This window comes from Streptomyces sp. NK08204 (assembly GCF_020400585.1).
Classification (GTDB): domain Bacteria; phylum Actinomycetota; class Actinomycetes; order Streptomycetales; family Streptomycetaceae; genus Streptomyces.
This window is the reverse complement of sequence record NZ_JAINVF010000035.1, coordinates 26,957-41,605: the sequence shown is the minus strand read 5'-3', so window position 1 is coordinate 41,605 and position 14,649 is coordinate 26,957. Positions and strand designations below refer to the sequence as shown.

Sequence of the window (14,649 nt, the reverse complement as noted above, 5' to 3'; positions counted from 1 at the left end):
GCGTGGGGCGTGGATCCCGGTGGTCGCCGTCCGCCGCTCCGCGACCCGGAGCGGAAACCCCCTGGGCGTGGGGGTGGACGACCGACCTTGCCGGTGCCGGCCGCACCCCCACCCGGGCGCGCAGCGCTCCAACGCGCGTCCCGACCAGCAAGGAACGACCATGGCGTCCAGCCTGACGAAGGACTCGGTCCGACCGGGCACCCCCGGCTCCGAGAAGACCTTCTTCGGCCACCCCCGCGGCCTGGCCACCCTCTTCATGACCGAGATGTGGGAGCGTTTCTCCTACTACGGCATGAGGGCCCTGCTCCCGCTGTACCTGGTGGCCCCGGGCGGCCTGCACCTGAACGCGGGCACCGCGACCGCGATCTACTCGGTGTACGTGTCGCTCGTGTACCTGCTCGCCCTGCCCGGCGGCTGGTTCGCCGACCGCGTGCTCGGCCCCCGCAAGACGGTCGCCGTCTCGGGTCTGATCATCATGCTCGGCCACCTGTGCCTCGCCCTGCCGGTCACGGCGAGCTTCTTCGTCGGCCTCGGTCTCGTCGCCATCGGCTCGGGCCTGCTGAAGGCCAACATCTCCACGATGGTGGGTCACCTCTACAAGGGCCCGGACGACCCGCGCCGTGACGGTGGCTTCACCCTCTTCTACATCGGCATCAACCTGGGTGCCTTCGCCGCGCCGCTGGTCATCGGCACCATCGGTGAGAACGTCAACTGGCACTTCGGCTTCGCGCTGGCCGCGCTCGGCATGGCGCTGGGCCTGGCCCAGTACCTGCTCGGCAGCCGTCATCTGAGCGAGAAGAGCAGCGTCGTCCCCACGCCGCTGTCCGCCGAGGAGAAGGCCGCCACCCTGCGCAAGGGCCTGGTCTGGCTGGCGATCGCCGCAGTCTTCTACGGCATCGTCGGTTTCTCCGGCCACTTCACGCTGAACTGGGCGCTGATCCCGCTCACCGTCATCGGCCTCATCGTGCCGATCGTGGTCATCACCCGGATCCTGAAGGACAAGGACCTCGACTCCGCCGAGCGTTCGCGGGTGTCGGCGTACGTCTGGTTCTTCGTCGCCGCCGCGGTCTTCTGGATGATCTACGACCAGGGCGGCTCGACCCTGTCGATCTTCGCCGACGGCAAGGCCGAGAACTCGGTCCTCGGCTGGGAGTTCCCGGTCTCCTGGTACCAGTCGGTCAACCCGGTCATGATCATGGCTCTGGCGCCCGTCTTCGCCTGGCTGTGGCTGTGGCTGAACCGGCGCGGCAAGGAGCCGAGCACGATCGTGAAGTTCGCCTCCGGTCTGGTGATGATCGGCGCGTCCTTCTTCCTCTTCCTCGCCCCGCTGTCGATCGCCGACGGCGGTCACAAGGCCGCGGCGATGTGGCTGGTCGGGATCTACTTCGTCCAGACGATCGGCGAGCTGACGCTGTCGCCGGTGGGTCTGTCCGTGACGACGAAGATGGCGCCGAAGAAGTACGCCTCGCAGATGATGGGCGTCTGGTTCCTCGCGGTCACCGCGGGCGACTCGATCACCGCGCTGCTGTCCAACCCGGCCGTCGGCGGGGTCAACCTCGACAGGACCGGCTTCGTCGCCCTGGAGGCCGTGCTCGCCGTGGTCGCCGGTGTCGCGGTGTGGATGTACCGGAACAAGGTCAACAAGCTGATGGGCGACGTGCGCTGACGTAGCCCGAAGCTCTGATGAGGGCCATCGCATCCCTGCGGGTGCGGTGGCCCTCTTCGTCTCCTCGCGTCACCTTCCGGGCGCCGTGGTCCTCGGCTCCGGTCCGGGCGAGTCCGCCGGAGCCACCGCCACTGCCACTGCCACTGCCGCTGCCGGGGCCGGGGCCGGGGAACCCCGTACGACGACGTGCCGCCCGTGGCGCCGCCCGGCTGCTGGACGTGTCCAGGGTGAGCGAGACCGCCGTCCTCGTGGGTGTGCAGGCCGTGGTTCCTCCGTCGAGGGCTTCACGGAGTCCTTCGGGATGTCGGCGGGGCTGTTCGTCACCGGCTTCTTGAACTGCGCCAAGAGGTCGTAACTCCCGCCGTCCTGCCGGCGTCGGTGCCGCCGCCGACGCCCGTCACCCGGAGGGTCGCCGCCTTCCGCACCGTCCCCTTCGGCGTGCACTCACGTCGGTCCTCCCGATCCGTTTCTGACGGCACACCACATGCCGTCGAGGTACGCCCGGGATCGTGCGGAAGGAAGACACACACGCCGGAGTTGTGCCGGTCGGCGCGCGTGAGGGACGTGGGAGGAAGCGGTGTCCGGGGCGACCCGCGTCAGGACGGCGCGCCCAGTTCCGCCCACACGGTCTTGCCCGAGCGGCCCGGGGTGCGGACGACACCCCAGTCCAGGCACAGCCGCTGCACGATGAACATGCCGTGTCCGCCGGGGCGGCCCGCACGGTGCGGGGTGCGCGGAGCGGGCTGGCCGGCGCCGCGGTCGGAGACCTCCAGCCGGATCACCTTGTTGTCACAGGCGATGTACAGCTCCTCGGGCCCCTCGGCGTGCAGGCAGGCGTTGGTGACCAGTTCCGAGACGACGAGCAGCACGTCCTCGGCGGCGGCCCGCTGGTCGGCGGTGGCGGCGGGCAGCCAGCCCCACGCGTACAGCGCCTGGCGGGCGAAGTCGCGGGCGAGCGGGACGACCCCGCTCGCACCGTCCAGGCGCAGCCTGCGGGCCTGCCGCGCCGGGGCCGCCGGGGCGCCCCCGGACGTCACCGAAGCGCCGCTGGGCTCCGGGGCGCGGTCGCCCGGCGAGCAGGGCCGGGGGGTGCTCATCAGCGCTTCACCTCACCGATTCACCAGTTCACGATGGAAGAATTCCGGCACCGGTCGGTGCCGGCCGGTCCGTACACCGGCCGCCCGTCGTTCGCATCCCCCCGTCTCCTGCCCGGCCGCTGCGGCGGAACACCCCCGCGTTGGGGGTGACCGGTGCAACACCCGGCGCAACCGTGTGCGGGAACGGCGCGGGGACGGCGGAAACGCGGACTCAGTCGGCCCTGTCGTCGCTGTCGCCGCTGTCGTCGGTGTCGGCGGTGTCGCCGCTGTCGGCGGTGTCGGCGGTGTCGGCGGTGTCGGCCAGGGCCTCCTCGACGCGGTCGTGGACGGTGAAGACCGCCCCGGCCCCCGTGATCTCAAACACGCGCGCGACGACGGGGAGCATGCCCGCGAGATGGACCCCACCGCCTGCGGCCTCGGCCTTCAGCCGGGTGCCGAGCAGGACGTTCAGGCCCGTGGAGTCGCAGAACTCCAGCCGTGAGCAGTCCACGACCAACCGCGAGAAGCCCTTGCCCAGGAGGTCGTCGATGGGCTCGCGCAGCAGATCGGCGGTGTGGTGATCCAGCTCCCCCGCCGGTGTCACAACGGCACTGGAGCCCTCTTCCCGCACCTCCACCAGAAGCCGGCCCGACTGTGCGCTGCCGACCGTCCCGTGGTCCATGCCGTCTCTCTCCCGAGGTCGTGGCTGCTGATGCCCTCGAACACTACGCCTTCCCTGCGCACTCCGACACCTGAACAACCGCGCATATTAGGGCATATCGCCACGGGGCGCAGTTGCGGTCGCCCCGGCGAAGCGGGTAGGCCTAGTAGGGACACGTACACCTACACGCCGGCTTTGGAGGCGCCGCACACTGCAGTGCACGCAGGCTTCGGCAGCCTTATGCCGAGAACGATGGAGGGCACCATGTCACCCCGGCTCGACGCATCGCACACCCCGACCGCGACGTCGACACCCCCACCGGAACAGCTGGAACATCGTCCCACCGAACCCCTCGACCCCTTCGAGGGACTCCCGGAGATCCCCCCTTACGACGAGGTCGACCCGGTCGACGCCCGGGCCCTGTCCAAGACCCTTTTCGAGCGGCTCCAGTCGCTGGAGGAAGGGACGCACGCGTACTCGTACGTCCGCAACACCCTGGTCGAGCTGAACCTCGCACTCGTCAAGTTCGCCGCCTCCCGCTTCCGCTCCCGCAGCGAGCCGATGGAGGACATCATCCAGGTCGGCACGATAGGGCTGATCAAGGCGATCGACCGCTTCGAGCTCTCGCGCGGCGTCGAGTTCCCCACCTTCGCGATGCCGACCATCATCGGCGAGATCAAGCGTTTCTTCCGTGACACCTCGTGGTCCGTGCGCGTCCCGCGCCGGCTGCAGGAGCTGCGGCTGGACCTGGCCAAGGCCGGGGACGAGCTGGCCCAGCAGCTGGACCGCGCGCCCACGGTCGCGGAACTGGCCGAGCGCCTCGGCCTGTCCGACGAGGAGGTCGTGGAGGGCATGGCCGCCTCGAACGCGTACACCGCCTCCTCGCTGGACGCCCAGCCGGAGGAGGACGAGTCCGAGGGCGCGCTCGCCGACCGTATCGGGTACGAGGACCACGGGCTCGAGGGCATCGAGTACATCGAGTCGCTCAAGCCGCTGATCGCCGAACTCCCGTCCCGGGACCGGAAGATCCTGTCCCTGCGCTTCGTGGCGGGCATGACCCAGTCGGAGATCGGCGACGAACTCGGCATCTCCCAGATGCACGTGTCCCGGCTGCTGTCCCGCACGCTGGTACGCCTGCGCAAGGGGCTGACACTGGAGGAGTGACCCGCGGGGTGCACGTCCGTCCGCGCTCGGGGAGCGGCCCGGCCGTCAACGCCGGGCCGCTCCGCCGTTCTCGGGGCGGTTGAGCGCGTGCGGCTCTTACGACCGCTGCTCCGGTCAGACGACCCGTACGCCCCCGCGCCACACTCCGCTCACCAGCGGCACCCCCGGGCGGTAGGCCAGGTGGACGTGGCTGGGGGCGTCCAGAAGCGTCAGGTCGGCTCGGGCACCCGGGGTGAGCCGGCCGATGTCGGTGCGGCGGAGGGCTGCCGCGCCGCCCGCCGTGGCCGACCAGACCGCCTCGTCGGGGGTCATCCGCATGTCCCGGACGGCCAGGGCGATGCAGAAGGGCACGGACGAGGTGAAGGACGAGCCCGGGTTGCAGTCCGTGGACAGGGCGACCGTGACGCCGGCGTCCAGGAGGCGGCGGGCGTCCGGCCATTCGGCGCGGGTGGAGAACTCCGCGCCGGGCAGGAGGGTGGCGACGGTGCGGCTGTTCGCCAGGGCGTCGACGTCCTCGTCCGTGAGGTGGGTGCAGTGGTCCGCGCTGGCCGCGTCCAGTTCCACGGCCAGCTGGACGCCGGGGCCGTAGGAGAGCTGGTTGGCGTGGACGCGCGGGTGCAGGCCCCTGGCCCTGCCCGCGGTGAGGATCGCGCGGGCCTGGTCGCCGTCGAAGGCGCCCTTCTCGCAGAACACGTCGATCCAGCGGGCGTGCGGCGCGCAGGCGTCCAGCATCTCGCCGGTGACCAGGGCCACGTAGGCGGCCGGGTCGTCGGCGTAGTCCGGGGACACGATGTGGGCGCCGAGGTAGGTGACCTCGTCGGTGTGCTTCGCCGCGATGCGCAGGGCGCGGGACTCGTCCTCGACCGTCAGACCGTAGCCCGACTTGGTCTCGAACGTGGTCGTGCCCTGGCGGAGGGCCTCGGACAGGTAACGGGTGAGGTTCGCCTCGAGTTCCTCGTCCGTCGCGGCGCGGGTGGCCGCGACCGTGGTGCGGATGCCGCCCGCCGTGTAGGAGCGGCCGGACATGCGGGCGTTGAACTCCTGTGTGCGGTCACCGGCGAAGACCAGGTGGGAGTGGGAGTCCACGAAGCCCGGCAGCACCGCCCGGCCGCCCGCGTCGACCCGGTTGTCAGTGGCGGGTGCTTTGCTGGATTCACCGGTCCACGCGACGCGGTCGCCGTCGATGACGACGGCCGCGTCCTGGATCAGACCGAGGGCGGACCTGTCACCGAGGGAGGTGTCGTTGGTGACCAGCGTGGCGATGTTGGTGATGACGGTGCTGCTCATGGTGTCCTCAGAGGTGACGAAGGAGTTCGGCCGGTTCAGCCGCGAAGGGCTTCGATCGCGGCGGACAGCGCCTGCGGCACGTCCGGTACGAGCGTGTGCACCCCGTCGCGTACGACCTGCCGGCCGCCCACGACCGTGTGCCGTACGTCCGCCGCGGAGGCGGCGAATACGGCCGTCTCGGCGCCGAGCCGCGGCACCGGCCCTGCCGTCCTGACCGAGTCCAGCGCGATCGTCGTGAAGTCGGCGAGCGCCCCCGGCGTCAGGCTGCCCGCGTTCTCCCAGCCCAGGGCGGCGTGACCGTCCGCCGAGGCGGCGCGCAGCAGTGCCGCCGCCGTCCAGTGGCCCCGGGTACGGGTGCGCAGCCGCTCGTTCAGCTCCATCGCACGCGCCTCTTCGAGCAGGTCGATGACGGCGTGGCTGTCGGAGCCGAGGGAGAGCGGGGAGCCCGCCCGCTGCAGGGCGACGGCCGGGCCGATACCGTCCGCCAGGTCGCGTTCGGTGGTCGGGCACATGCAGGTGCCGGTACCGGAGCCGCCGAGCAGCGCGATGTCCTCGTCGGTGAGGTGGGTGCTGTGCACGCCGGTGGTGCGCGGCCCGAGGACACCGTGGTCGGCGAGCAGCCGGGTGGGGGTGCAGCCGTGCGCGGCGAGGCAGGCGTCGTTCTCGGCGGTCTGCTCCGACAGGTGCACATGCAGCGGGGCCCGCCGCTCCTCGGCCCAGCCGGCCACGGTCGCCAACTGGTCCGCCGGCACGGCCCGTACGGAGTGGATCGCCGCTCCGATCCGTGCGTGATCCCGCTCCTTGAGAACTGCACAGCGTTCGGCCCAGGCCTCCGCGCTGCCGTCGGAGAAGCGCAGCTGGTGGTCGTTGGGCGGCTCCCCGAAGCCGGAGGAGAGGTAGGCGGTGTCCAGCAGGGTGATGCGGACACCGGCGTCGGCGGCAGCCGCGATCAGCGCCTCGCCCATCGCGTTGGGGTCGGCGTAGGGGGTTCCTCCGGGTGCGTGGTGCACGTAGTGGAACTCGCCGACGCAGGTGATGCCGGCCAGCGCCATCTCGGCGTACACCGCGCGGGCGAGCGCGTGGTACGTCTGCGGGGTTAGCCGGTCGGCGACGGAGTACATCACCTCCCGCCACGTCCAGAAGGTTCCGGACCCGACCTGGACGGTGCCGCGCAGGGCGCGGTGGAAGGCATGGCTGTGGGCGTTGGCCAGCCCCGGAAGCGTCAGCCCGCGCAGCACCTCGGCGCCGGGCGGCGCCGAGGGCACGCCGGTGCGGACGGCGGTGAGGCGCCCGTCCGCGACCTCCACCAGCACACCCGGCTCGGTGTTCGTGCCGAGCCAGGCGTGCTCCAGCCAGTAGGTTCCCCTGGTCACGTGCAGGCCAGTCCTTCCAGTACGTCGGCGAGCGCGCGCACCCCGGCCACACAGTCGTCCTCGGCCGCGAACTCGGCCGGGGAGTGCGAGACACCGGTGGGGTTGCGCACGAACAGCATGGCGGTCGGAATGCTGCCGGAGAGGATTCCGGCGTCGTGTCCGGCACCGGTCCCGAGGACGGGCACCGTCAGGCGGGTGTCCCGGCCGAGGATGCGGCCGAGTTCGTCCCGCAGGGCGTGGTCGAACTCCACGACCGGCGTGAAGGACTCACGGACCACGTCGAGGTCGATGCCGTGGGCGTCCGCGTACTCCCGGGCCGCCTTCTCGATGCCCCCGACGACGGTGTCGAGGGTCTCCTGGTCGGCCGCGCGGGAGTCGAGCCAGCCGCGCACCAGGGAGGGGATGGCGTTGACGCCGTTCGGCTCGACGGAGATCTTGCCGAAGGTGGCGACCGCACCGGCGAGTTCGGCCTCGCGGCGGGCGGCGAGCACGGTCTCGGCGTAGGACAGCATCGGGTCGCGCCGGTCGGCCAGCCGGGTGGTGCCGGCGTGGTTGGCCTCGCCGCGGAAGTCGAACCGCCAGCGGCCGTGCGGCCAGATGGCGCTGGCGATGCCCACCCGGTCGCCGGACAGGTCCAGCGCGCGGCCCTGTTCCACGTGCAGCTCGACGAAGGCGCCGATGCGGGCGAGCCGCTGCGGATCGGGCCCGATGGCGTCGGGGTCGTACCCGGCGGCCTCCATGGCCTTCGGCAGGCTGACCCCGTTCCCGTCCGTGAGCCGGTGGGCCTGCTCGACGGTCAGCTGCCCGGCGGTGAGCCGGGAACCGACGCAGGCGAGCCCGAACCGGGCGCCCTCCTCGTCACCGAAGTTGACGATGGCGAGGGGTCTGCCGAACCGGACGTTCCTGCCGCGCAGTTCGTCGAGGGCCGCGAAGGAGGACACCACACCGAGGGGCCCGTCGAAGGCACCCCCGTCCGGCACGGAGTCCAGGTGCGACCCGGTGACGACGGCGTCCCCGGCGGCCGGGTCACCGAGCCAGGCCCACTGATTCCCGTTCCGGTCGACCTCGTACGCCAGCCCGCGCGCCTCGGCCTGCTCCCTGAACCATTCCCGGCACTCGCCGTCGGCCCCCGTCCAGGCGTAGCGCCGGTAGCCACCGGAGTCGGCGTGCCGCCCGACGGGCAGCAGCTCGCGCCACATCTCATGGAAGGAGGACGCGTTGCGGCCGGGAGGCACGGCCGGACCCACACCCGGCGACGAGCTCTCGCCCGTCGCCGGAGGGCGGCCGTGCCCCACCTGATCCTGGGTCACGCCTCGTCACCCTCGCGCATCGGCACCCGCACCCCGCGCTCCTGGGCGACGGACTCCGCGATGTCGTACCCGGCGTCCACGTGGCGGATGACACCCATACCGGGGTCGTTGGTCAGCACGCGCCGGATCTTCTCGCCGCCCAGCTTCGTGCCGTCGGCCACCGTCACCTGCCCGGCGTGGATGGAGCGGCCCATGCCGACGCCGCCGCCGTGGTGGATGGAGACCCACGACGCACCCGACGCCACGTTCACCATGGCGTTCAGCAGCGGCCAGTCGGCGATCGCGTCGGAGCCGTCGAGCATGGCCTCGGTCTCGCGGTAGGGGGAGGCGACGGAGCCGCAGTCGAGGTGGTCGCGGCCGATGGCCAGCGGGGCCGCCAGCTCGCCGGAGGCGACCATGTCGTTGAAGCGCTCACCGGCCTTGTCGCGCTCGCCGTAGCCGAGCCAGCAGATGCGCGCGGGCAGGCCCTGGAAGTGGACTCGCTCGCCGGCCATCTTGATCCAGCGGGCCAGGGACTCGTTCTCGGGGAACAGCTCCAGGATCGCCTTGTCGGTCTTGGCGATGTCGGCCGGGTCGCCGGACAGGGCCGCCCAGCGGAACGGGCCCTTGCCCTCGCAGAAGAGGGGGCGGATGTAGGCGGGGACGAAGCCGGGGAAGGCGAAGGCCCGGTCGTAGCCGGCCAGCTGGGCCTCGCCGCGGATGGAGTTGCCGTAGTCGAAGACCTCGGCTCCGGCGTCCATGAAGCCGACCATGGCCTCGACGTGCTTCGCCATCGACTCACGGGCACGCGTGGTGAAGCCGGCCGGGTCCTTGGCGGCGGCGTCGGCCATGTCCTCGAAGGCCACGCCCACCGGCAGGTACGCCAGGGGGTCGTGCGCGGAGGTCTGGTCGGTGACGATGTCGATCGGCGCGTTCATCGCGAGCAGCTGCGGGACCAGCTCGGCGGCGTTGCCGAGGACGCCGATGGACAGCGGCTTGCGCTGGTCACGCGCCTCGACGGCCAGCTGGAGCGCGTGGTCCAGGCTGTCGGCCCTGACGTCCAGGTAGCGGTGCTCGATGCGGCGCTCGATGGCGCGCGGGTCGCAGTCGATGCAGATGGCGACGCCGTCGTTCATCGTCACGGCCAGGGGCTGGGCGCCGCCCATGCCGCCGAGGCCGGCGGTGAGGGTGATGGTGCCGGCGAGGGTGCCGCCGAACTTCTTCGCGGCGACGGCGGCGAAGGTCTCGTAGGTGCCCTGGAGGATGCCCTGGGTGCCGATGTAGATCCACGAGCCGGCGGTCATCTGGCCGTACATGGTCAGGCCGAGGGCCTCCAGGCGGCGGAACTCCTCCCAGTTGGCCCAGTCGCCGACCAGGTTGGAGTTGGCGATCAGGACGCGCGGGGCCCACTCGTGGGTCTGCATCACACCGACCGGGCGGCCGGACTGGACCAGCATGGTCTCGTCCTGCTTGAGGGTCCGCAGCGTGCGCACCATGGCGTCGAAGGAGCGCCAGTCACGAGCGGCCTTGCCGGTGCCGCCGTAGACGACGAGCTTGTCGGGGTGCTCGGCGACCTCGGGGTCGAGGTTGTTCTGCAGCATCCGCAGCGCGGCTTCCTGCTGCCATCCCAGGGCGCTCAGTTCCGTGCCGCGCGGTGCTCGTACGGGGCGGGGTCCCGACATCGTCTGCCTCCTCCTGTTACTACGCTTATTCACATCCTGACTTCCTGAATAGAACTAGTCAATACGCCGGACCGGGCACGTTCGCACGCCGCGGGTGTTTGGCTGGAAGCACAGCGAGCCGTCAAGCACAGGGAACCCGACAGGACGGGGGAGATCCGTGGAGCACGACGCCGTGGAGCACGAGAGCGTGGAGCACGACAGCCGGAACGCCGCCCGGGAGCGCGCGGCCCGGCGGGACAGGGCGGTGCGCGGGGCGGTGGCGCAGGGGCTGCTGGGACCGGACGCCGCCGTGGTGGGGCTGCTGGACGTCACCGGCATCCGGGAGGCCACGGCGGCCCTGAAAGCGGCGTTCGAGGCGGTGGCGGCCCCGGGCACGCCGGTGCTGCACGCCTTCGCGGTGAAGGCGACCCCGCTGGTTCCGGTGCTGCGGCTGCTGGACGCGGAGGGCATCGGCGCGGAGGTGGCCAGCCCCGGCGAACTGGCGCTGGCACGGGCGGCCGGGGTGGAACCGTCCCGGACGGTGCTCGACTCGCCCGCGAAGACCCCGGCGGAACTGCGCGAGGCGCTGGCGCTGGGCATCGCCGTCAACGCCGACAACCCGCAGGAGCTGGACCGGCTGGACGGTCTCGTACGGGCCGCACCGACCCGTTCGCCGCTCGGCATCCGGGTCAACCCGCAGGTCGGCGGCGGGACCATCGGTGCGACCTCCACCGCGACGCAGACCTCCAAGTTCGGCGTGGCACTGCGCGACGAGGGGGCCCGGGAGTGGGTCGTACGGGCGTATCTGGAACGGCCGTGGCTGTCCCGGCTGCACACGCACACCGGCTCGCAGGGCGTCCCGCTGCCGCTGATGGCACGGGGCGTGGCGGAGGCGTACGCGCTCGCGGAGGAGATCAACGCGCGCGTCGGTCGGCGGCAGATCGACACGCTCGACATCGGCGGGGGGCTGCCGGTCAACTTCGCCTCGGAGGCGACGACCCCGACGTACGCGCAGTACGCGCGCGTGCTGGCCGAGGAGGTGCCGGGGCTGTTCGACGGGCGGTACGGGCTGGTGACCGAGTTCGGCCGCTCACTGCTGGCCGAGCAGGGCACGGTGGTGGCGCGGGTGGAGTACGCCAAGGCCGCGGGCGGGCGGCGGATCGCGGTCACGCACGCGGGGGTGCAGGTGGCGACGCGGACGGTGTACGCACCGGGGAACTGGCCGCTCAGGATCGCCGCGTACGACAGGACGGGGCGGCCGAAGGAAGGCCCCCTCGTGGTGCAGGACGTGGCCGGTCCCGCGTGCTTCTCGGGCGACATGCTGGCGCAGGCGCGTGCACTGCCGCTGCTGGAGCAGGGGGATTACGCGGCGGCGCTGGACACGGGCGCGTACTACTTCGCCCATCACTACGCCTACAACTCCCTGGTCCGGCCGGGGATCTACGGTTTCGTGCCGGACGGAACGGCAGGCGTGGCCTTCGCGACGGTACGGGAGCCGCAGAGGCTGACCGAGGTGGTGGAGGAGTCCGGAGGGGCGCACGCATCCGCGCTGACCACCTTGCGTACACCCGGGAGCGGTTGACGCGCCCCGGCCGCACCTCGAACGAATGGATCAACTGCCAGGTGGCAGTGGTCAGTTGACCAACACTAGTACGCCGGACGCATGTTCCAACGGAAAATGCCAAAGACCTCGCCGCCCACGCCCACGTTGCGTAGTGTCACGTCACTCAACCGGAGTCACACGCGGGAGGGAAGCCACGGTGCCCGGAATCGACGAGTGCCTACTGGAAGCGATGCTGCTGCCCGGCGCCCGGGGAGCAGCGCTGGTGGACTGGACGAGCGGACTGGCTCTGGGCAGCGTCGGGGAAGCCCCCGGCGGCGACCACGAGACCACCGCCGCCGAGGCCGCCGAACTGGCCCGCATGGCCGCCGAACACGGCGCCTTCGCGGCCAAGGGGGGCACGGACGGGCGCCCGCCGGTCGAGGACGTGATCATCAGCAACAGCGACAGCTATCACCTGCTGCGGTTCCTGGACACGTCCTTCGACAGCAGCGTCTTCCTGCATCTGTGGCTCGACCGCGAGGAGGGCAACCTCGCCCTCGCCCGGATCCGGCTCGGCGAGATGGCAACCCGGCTGGTGCTCGGATGACGGCGGTCGGAACGCCGCCGCCGCTGCAGATACGGGACAAGGCCACGGCACGCGACCGTACGGCGGGCGCGCTGTCACCGATGCTCCGGCGGCTCTCCGAGGAGCAGGCCACCGGCGTCCTCGTCCGCGAGCACGGCACCCTGCACCTCGCCCTGGGCCGGGTGGTGCACGCCGAGAGCCCCCACGCCCCCGGTCTCGACGTGCTCCTCACGGCCCACGGCACCCTGGCCACGGCCGCCTGGCAGCGGGCGGCCGGGCAGGCCGGCACACCGGCCGACGCCGCCCGGCTGCTGCTGGACGCGGGGCTGCTGCCCGAGGGCGCCCTGGAGCTGTGCCACCTGGACGCGCTGTACGACGCCGGGTACTTCGCCCTGTCGCCGAGCAGCACCCCGGGTCACTTCCACTACAGCAGCACGCCTCGCCTCGGCCCGCTGCCCTCGGTCCCGGTCATCGCGCTGGAACGCGAGACGCTGCGCCGCCGTCTGCTGCTGCACCGCCTCTGGCCGGACCCGGCGGCCGACAGCGCGCCGCTGATCCGCGCCGACCCGGTCTCCACGGCGCCGGTCGCGCTGCGCCGACGCGCGGTCCTGGAGCGGGTCGACGGCGTCCGCACGGCCCCGGAGATCGCCCGCGACCTGGGCAGACAGGCGTTCCACACGCTGGTGGACGTACGACGGCTCGCGGCAGCCGGACTCGTCCGGCCGGCCGCCCCCGCCCCCGCTCCGCCACCGGCCCACCCCGCTTCCCCGCTCATGGTCACCAATCCCCCCGACATCGCGCTGCTGAAGAGGCTCAGGGATGCGCTGGAGGCGCTTTGAACGACACCGCCCCGCCGAGAGGAGAGAGCTGATGGTGTCACCACAGGATCTCGGTGCCGTCCAGGACGAGCTGCACCGGCTGCGGACCCGCGTGCCGCAGCTCACCGGCGCCCTCGCGGCCGGCGTCGACGGTCTCGTCGTCGCCCACGACACTCCCGGTCTCGACCCGGAGGGTCTGGCGGCCCTCACCGCCGCCGCACTCGGCGTGTCCGTACGGGTGGCCGACGCCACCGGACACGGCGGCTTCCGGGAGCTGCTGGTGCGTGGCGAGCAGGGCTATGTCGCCACCTACGCGGCCGGCCGCACCGCCGTACTGACACTGCTCACCCAGGACCGGGTCAACGTCGGCCGGCTGCACCTGGAGGGCCGCCGGGCCGGCGCCCGGATCGGGGAGCTGCTCGACGCCGCCGAGGTCGCCGCCCGGGCCGCAGCCCAGGCCGCCGCAGAAGCCGCACGCCCGGCCGCCACGACGGCATCCACACGTACCCGCACCACGCGCGCGCCCCGGGGCACGGCCACCGAGGCGCGCACCGCAACCGACAGTTGAAAGGACCACCATGGCGAACACCGAGACCGCGCTGAAAGAGGCACTGACCTCCATCGAGGGCGCCACCGGGGTCGCTCTCGTCGACTACACCAGCGGGATGGCGCTGGGCACGATGGGCGGCAGCAAGAGTTTCGACCTGAACGTGGCCGCCGCCGGCAACACGGACGTCATCCGCGCCAAGATGCGCACGATGGACCATCTCGGTCTCAAGGCCGAGATCGAGGACATCCTGATCACGCTGACGGACCAGTACCACCTGATCCGCCTGCTCAAGGGACGCGGCGGCAACGGCCTGTTCCTCTACCTGGTCCTGGACTCCAGCCGGGCCAACCTGGCGATGGCCCGGCACCAGTTGCGGAAGATCGAGGAGGATCTGGAGGTCTAGTCACACGAGGGCGGCGGTACGGCGGCGGACCCCGCCCGGGGCGGCGTCGCCGGCCGCGACGCCCGTACCGCGCAGGCCCTTGACGGCCTGCCCGCCGGGCTTCCGCCCCGCGTGTCCAGCCAGTCGACACGCACCCACAACAGCATGTCCCCGGCCTGCTCGCGCCGTCCGAGCCACACGGCCTTCACTCTCAGCCCGGTGCCGGCCCCGGCGAGCAGCATGCCGCCGGCGGCGGGCACCAGCGGTGTCCCCGGGCCCAGTTGCGGACGGTCACCGCGCGGTCCTGGAGCACGTCGCCCCTGCCCGCACGGACGACCCCGCGGGCGAGGGCGGTGTACCGGCCCCGGCGCGCCAGCACCACGACGGCCGTGGTGACGACGAACAGCGCGGCCCCCGCCAGGAATCCGATCCGGCGCCCGGTCACTCCTGGCGGCAGAGCCACGATCCTGGCGGTGAACACCCCGAGCCACCACAGCAGGGCGGCCCCCGCCCTCACGACGACGGCCACCCGGGCCAGCCCCTGTCCCCCGCCTGCCACGTCGGCCTCCCGTGTCACGTGCCCTCACAGATCA

Annotated in this window: 13 protein-coding genes and 1 pseudogene; 7 read left to right on the top strand and 7 right to left on the bottom strand. The window is 72.1% G+C overall.

Annotated features, from left to right (window positions below):
- Positions 1-160: 160 nt before the first annotated feature.
- Positions 161-1,666 (top strand): oligopeptide:H+ symporter, encoded by a 1,506-nt coding sequence (locus K7G59_RS32000; protein WP_225840187.1) that lies wholly within the window; start codon positions 161-163, stop codon positions 1,664-1,666.
- Positions 1,667-2,262: 596 nt separating this feature from the next.
- Here K7G59_RS32000 and K7G59_RS31990 read toward each other — a convergent pair.
- Positions 2,263-2,763, bottom strand: a complete 501-nt coding sequence (locus K7G59_RS31990) for an ATP-binding protein (RefSeq protein WP_225840186.1) — start codon at positions 2,761-2,763, stop codon at positions 2,263-2,265.
- Between the two features lie 211 nt (positions 2,764-2,974).
- Positions 2,975-3,424, bottom strand: coding sequence for an STAS domain-containing protein (locus K7G59_RS31985; protein WP_225840185.1), 450 nt, complete (start codon positions 3,422-3,424; stop codon positions 2,975-2,977).
- Between the two features lie 243 nt (positions 3,425-3,667).
- Between K7G59_RS31985 and K7G59_RS31980 the strand changes: the two genes are divergently transcribed.
- On the top strand, positions 3,668-4,567 hold the full coding sequence (locus K7G59_RS31980) for an RNA polymerase sigma factor SigF (protein WP_225840184.1): 900 nt from the start codon (positions 3,668-3,670) through the stop codon (positions 4,565-4,567).
- 114 nt (positions 4,568-4,681) lie between these two features.
- Here K7G59_RS31980 and hutI read toward each other — a convergent pair whose 3' ends face one another.
- The 4 genes from hutI to hutU all read right to left on the bottom strand — a co-directional run bounded on the left by hutI (position 4,682) and on the right by hutU (position 10,198).
- Positions 4,682-5,854: an imidazolonepropionase gene (gene hutI, locus K7G59_RS31975; RefSeq protein ID WP_225840183.1), complete on the bottom strand. Its 1,173-nt coding sequence runs from the start codon at positions 5,852-5,854 to the stop codon at positions 4,682-4,684.
- A 35-nt stretch (positions 5,855-5,889) separates the two neighbouring features.
- Positions 5,890-7,227: a formimidoylglutamate deiminase gene (locus K7G59_RS31970; protein ID WP_225840182.1), complete on the bottom strand. Its 1,338-nt coding sequence runs from the start codon at positions 7,225-7,227 to the stop codon at positions 5,890-5,892.
- A complete protein-coding gene (locus K7G59_RS31965; RefSeq protein WP_225840203.1) occupies positions 7,224-8,426 on the bottom strand; it encodes an allantoate amidohydrolase in 1,203 nt (400 codons plus the stop codon). The genes K7G59_RS31970 and K7G59_RS31965 overlap by 4 nt, the downstream gene beginning before the upstream one ends.
- A gap of 107 nt (positions 8,427-8,533) precedes the next feature.
- A complete protein-coding gene (hutU, locus tag K7G59_RS31960; protein ID WP_225840181.1) occupies positions 8,534-10,198 on the bottom strand; it encodes a urocanate hydratase in 1,665 nt (554 codons plus the stop codon).
- A 172-nt stretch (positions 10,199-10,370) separates the two neighbouring features.
- On the opposite strand from hutU, the gene K7G59_RS31955 reads away from it, so the two are divergent.
- The 5 genes from K7G59_RS31955 (at position 10,371) to K7G59_RS31935 (ending at position 14,077) form a co-directional block, all read left to right on the top strand.
- On the top strand, positions 10,371-11,759 hold the full coding sequence (locus tag K7G59_RS31955; RefSeq protein WP_225840202.1) for a diaminopimelate decarboxylase: 1,389 nt from the start codon (positions 10,371-10,373) through the stop codon (positions 11,757-11,759).
- A gap of 178 nt (positions 11,760-11,937) precedes the next feature.
- Complete coding sequence (locus K7G59_RS31950) at positions 11,938-12,327, top strand: hypothetical protein (protein WP_225840180.1); 390 nt, start codon at positions 11,938-11,940, stop codon at positions 12,325-12,327.
- On the top strand, positions 12,324-13,145 hold the full coding sequence (locus tag K7G59_RS31945; protein ID WP_225840179.1) for a transcriptional regulator: 822 nt from the start codon (positions 12,324-12,326) through the stop codon (positions 13,143-13,145). Before K7G59_RS31950 ends, K7G59_RS31945 begins: the two co-directional genes overlap by 4 nt.
- 31 nt (positions 13,146-13,176) lie before the next feature.
- On the top strand, positions 13,177-13,692 hold the full coding sequence (locus tag K7G59_RS31940; RefSeq protein WP_225840178.1) for a roadblock/LC7 domain-containing protein: 516 nt from the start codon (positions 13,177-13,179) through the stop codon (positions 13,690-13,692).
- A 10-nt stretch (positions 13,693-13,702) separates the two neighbouring features.
- Positions 13,703-14,077 (top strand): hypothetical protein, encoded by a 375-nt coding sequence (locus K7G59_RS31935; protein ID WP_225840177.1) that lies wholly within the window; start codon positions 13,703-13,705, stop codon positions 14,075-14,077.
- Here K7G59_RS31935 and K7G59_RS31930 read toward each other — a convergent pair.
- Positions 14,078-14,585, bottom strand: a pseudogene (locus K7G59_RS31930) (hypothetical protein). It lies immediately after the preceding gene.
- Between the last annotated feature and the right edge of the window lie 64 nt (positions 14,586-14,649).